The 550-nt window shown below is 48.5% G+C and carries 1 protein-coding gene; it reads left to right on the top strand.

From position 1 onward, the window contains the following. Positions 1-13: 13 nt before the first annotated feature. The coding region (locus tag A3712_RS19675; RefSeq protein ID WP_157618823.1) for a rhomboid family intramembrane serine protease at positions 14-550 on the top strand (537 nt) is incomplete at its 3' end.

Below are 550 nucleotides of genomic sequence, written 5' to 3'. Positions count from 1 at the left end.
CTAGGAAATAACAATGATTAGACTGATGGTGTTAGACAATCCACGTCTTGCTCAAGCATTTATTGATTACATGGCCTCTCGCCAGATCCCTATTCAGATGTCACCTGATGGAGAGGGACGCTTTGCTCTTTGGCTGCTTGATGGCCAGTTTCAAGTTGAAACTGAAGCGGAGCTCAACCGCTTCTTGTCGGAGCCCAATCATAAGCGCTACCAAGCGGCTTCTTGGGATATGGCTGAGACTAGAAAGAGTCACTTCCATTATCACACGCCGAGCTTCATGGGGATGATAAAAGCTAAGGCTGGTCCTGTGACACTCAGCATCATGTTGGTGTGTGTGGTGATTTTTGCACTGCAGCAGATCGGCTTTGGCCAAGCGATTTTCAATGCGTTTCACTTCCCTGCGGTGGGCGGACAGCAGTGGCAATTGTGGCGGTGGTTGAGCCATNCCGCGCTTCCTTTTTTGATTTTGCACATTGGTTTCAATATTTTGTGGTTGTGGCAACCGGGTGGGGGTATTGTGAAAAAGTTAGGCGGTCTTAAGTTGCTTCAG

Source organism: Vibrio sp. HI00D65 (assembly GCF_001635455.1).
Lineage (GTDB): Bacteria > Pseudomonadota > Gammaproteobacteria > Enterobacterales > Vibrionaceae > Vibrio.
Note: the sequence above shows the minus strand (reverse complement) of the source record. Positions and strands in the feature narration are given on the sequence as shown.